The sequence below is a fragment of the Nocardioides pelophilus genome (genome assembly GCF_014180685.1).
Taxonomy (GTDB): domain Bacteria; phylum Actinomycetota; class Actinomycetes; order Propionibacteriales; family Nocardioidaceae; genus Nocardioides; species Nocardioides pelophilus.
Window position 1 is genome coordinate 1 of record NZ_JACEHF010000252.1, and the last position, 3,709, is coordinate 3,709.

The 3,709-nt window shown below is 71.1% G+C and carries 2 protein-coding genes; both read right to left on the reverse strand.

All coding sequences use genetic code 11. The features are described 5' to 3' along the window. Nucleotides 1-179 precede the first annotated feature (179 nt). A complete protein-coding gene (locus H0488_RS22385; RefSeq protein ID WP_183101415.1) occupies nt 180-1,043 on the reverse strand; it encodes a DegV family protein in 864 nt (287 codons plus the stop codon). 24 nt (nt 1,044-1,067) lie between these two features. After that, nucleotides 1,068-3,551, reverse strand: coding sequence for a leucine--tRNA ligase (gene leuS, locus H0488_RS22390; protein ID WP_183101416.1), 2,484 nt, complete (start codon nt 3,549-3,551; stop codon nt 1,068-1,070). Nucleotides 3,552-3,709: the final 158 nt, after the last annotated feature.

The window sequence follows — 3,709 nt, forward strand, 5'->3', positions numbered from 1 at the left end:
GCGAGCCGGCGGGCGGCGGCGTCGGCGCGCGACGGCTCGGCGCCGGACGTTCCACGGGTGCTGCGCATGACCAGGAACGCTAGGTGCCATCGCCTCCGATCGCGGAGGTCCGGGCCTGCCTCCTGTGGCCTGTCGGTTCCGGCGACGGGCTGTGGACGGTTCCCGGGCCGGCTCGCGCCTCAGAAGTCGGACAGCAGCGGCGCGACGCAGATCGCGAGCATGCCGGGGCCGACGTGCGCGCCCAGCACCGCACCCAGCTCGGCGCACCGCACCGCGCGCCCGTCGAGCTGCTTCTCGAGCCGGTCGGCGAGCCGCTCCGCGAGCGCGAGCGCCCGCTCCTCGCTGGCGAGGTGCGCGACCGTCACCTCGACCTGCTGGTCGTCGGCAGCCGCGACCGCCAGCTCCTCGAGCCGGCTGATCGCCCGCCCCGACGTGCGGACCTTCTCCAGGGTCGTGATCACACCGTTCTCGATCCCCAGCAGCGGCTTGACCGCGAGCGCGCCGCCGAACACGGCAGCCGCGCCCCCGATCCGACCACCACGGCGGAGGTACTCGAGGGTGTCGACGTAGAACACCGACGTCACCGCGGCCGACCTGGCCCGCGCGGCGTCCGCGGCCTCAGCCCGGGTTCCGCCCGCCGCGAGCACGGCGGCGGCCGACTCGACGGCGTACCCGGTGCCGACGCCGACGTGGCGGGTGTCGACGCAGGTCACCGGGACCGGCGCGTGCCGCGCCGCCACCTGGGCCGACTCGAACGTGCCGCTCACCTCGCTCGACAGGTGGACCGACAGGATCTCGGTCGCGCCCTCGTCCGCGAGCCGGCGGAACAGGTCGGCGAAGACCGCGGGTGCCGGTCGGGACGTGCTCACCGACCTCTTCTCCCGCAGCGCCGCGGCGACGCAGGCCGGCGAAGCCTCCTCGGCGCCCTCGTCGTAGGACACGTCGTCGATGACGACCTGCACCGGCACCACGTCGACCCCGCACTCCGCCACGACCTCCGGCGGGAGGCTGGCGGTGGAGTCGGTGACGAGCGCGACCGTCATGGGACGAGGCTAATGGTGATCCCGCTACACGACGATGTTGACCAGCTTCGGGGCGCGCACGATCACCCGGCGCACCTCGCGCCCGTCGATCGCGCGGACGACGTCCGGGTCGGCCAGGGCCGTCGCCTCCAGGTCGGCGCCGGAGACGTCCGGAGCGACCTCCAGCCGCGCCCGCACCTTGCCCTGGATCTGGACCACCGCGGTCACCGTGTCCTCGACCAGCAGCGCGTCGTCGATGGTCGGCCACGCGACCTGCACGACCGAGGGCCGGTGGCCCAGCCGCTCCCACATCTCCTCGGCCGTGTAGGGCGCGACCAGCGACAGCAGGATCGTGACCGCCTCGGCCGCCTCCCGCACGGCCGGGTCGGCCGGCCCGCAGCCGGTGTCGATCGCCTTGCGGGTCGCGTTGACCAGCTCCATGATGCGAGCGACGACGACGTTGAACCGGTAGGACTCGAGCAGCTGCTGGGCGTCGTGCACCGTCTTGTGGGTGACCCGCCGCAGCGCGACGTCGCCGCCGGCCGGGTCGGTGCCGGGCTCGCTCGTGACGTCACCGGACAGCCGCCACGCCCGCTGCAGGAAGCGCAGCGAACCGGCCGGGCTCACGTCGGCCCAGTCGATGTTGTCCTCCGGCGGGCTGGCGAACACCAGGGTCAGCCGGACCGCGTCCACGCCGAAGGCGTCGAGCTGGTCGCCCAGGTTGACGCCGTTGCCCAGCGACTTGCTCATCTTGCGGCCGTTGTTGATGACCTTGCCCTGGGAGAGGTACGCCGAGAACGGCTCGTCCCACGTGATCAGCCCCATGTCACGCAGCGCCTTCGTGAAGAAGCGCGCGTACAGCAGGTGCAGCACGGCGTGCTCGTCGCCGCCCAGGTAGAAGTCGACCGGGCCCCAGGCCTCGGCCAGGGCAGGGTCGAACGCCTGGGTGTCGTCGTGCGGCGACAGGTAGCGGAAGAAGTACCACGACGAGTCGACGAACGTGTCCATCGTGTCGGTGTCGCGCGTGGCAGGGCCGCCGCAGGACGGGCAGCTGACGTTGACCCACTCGGTGGCCGCGCCCAGCGGCGAGGTTCCCTTCGGCTTCAGGTCCGCGCCGCGCAGCTCGGGCAGCTCGACGGGCAGCTGGTCCTCGGGTACGGCGACCTCACCGCACGCCGCGCAGTGGATCACCGGGATCGGCGCACCCCAGTAACGCTGTCGCGACAGCAGCCAGTCGCGCAGCCGGAAGTTGATCGTGCCGTTGCCGAGGCCCTTGCTCTCCAGCCAGGCGATGATCGTCGACTTCGCCTCCTCCACGCCCATGCCGTTCAGCGACACCTCGGCGTTGGCGGAGTTGATCGCCGGACCGCTCCCCGTGTAGGCCTCGCCCTCGAAGTCGGCGGGCGGCTGGACCGTTCGCACGATCGGCAGGTCGAACGCCTTCGCGAAGTCGTAGTCGCGCTGGTCGCCACCCGGGACGGCCATGATGGCGCCGGTGCCGTAGTCGGCCAGCACGTAGTCGGCGGCCCACACCGGGATCCGCTCCCCGTTGACCGGGTTGACGGCGTAGCGGCCCAGGAACACGCCGGTCTTCGGCCGGTCGGTCGACAGCCGGTCGATGTCGGACGCCTTCCGGACGCTGTCCAGGTAGGCGTCGAACGCCGCGCGCTGCTCGGGCGCGCAGATCTCGTCAGCCAGCTTGGCGTCGGCGGCGACCACGAAGAAGGTCGCGCCGAACAGCGTGTCGGGTCGGGTGGTGAAGACGGTGACGGGACCGTGGGCCTCCACCTCGAACACCACGTGCGCGCCCTCGGACCGGCCGATCCAGTTGCGCTGGGCGTTGACGACCTTGCCGATCCAGGTCTCCTGCAGGTCGTCCAGCGAGTCGTAGAGCTCCTGCGCGTAGTGGGTGGTCTTGAAGTACCACTGCGTCAGCTCCTTCTTCGTCACCTCCGCGCCGCACCGCTCACAGGTGCCGTCGGCCAGCACCTGCTCGTTGGCCAGCACCGTCTGGTCCTGGGGGCACCAGTTGACCGGGCTGTTCTTGCGGTAGGCCAGCCCCTGCTCGCGCAGCTTCAGGAACAGCCACTGCGTCCACCGGTAGTACTCCGGGTCGGACGTGTGCAGCCGCCGCGACCAGTCGAAGCTCAGCCCGTAGCGCTTCATCGAGGCGAACTGCGTCTCGATGTTGCCGTAGGTGTACGTCGCGGGGTACTCGTTGTTGCGGATCGCGGCGTTCTCGGCGGGCAGCCCGAAGGAGTCCCAGCCCATCGGGTTCAGGACCTCGTAGCCACGGAACCGCCAGTAGCGGGCGAGGACGTCGTGGAGCGCGAACACCTCGGCGTGACCCATGTGCAGGTCGCCGCTCGGGTAGGGGAACATCGTCAACGCGTAACGCTTCTCCCGACGGCCGGACACGACGGCGTCGTCGTCCGCCCGGAACGGGTCGACCTCGTCCCAGACCGACAGCCACTTCGCCTCGACGGCATGGACGTCGTACGACGCTGCTTCGGACTGCTGCTCGCTCATGGTTCTCTCTCGTGCTCGTGGTGGTGGGTGACCTGCTCCGTCGCCCGTCAAGTGCCCCAGACACAACAAAGCCCCTCACGCAGGGAGGGGCGGCCGCGTCGACCCGTCGGGGGATCGTCGACGCGGCTAGGTAAGAAGCAGGTTCTTCCGCACGAGGC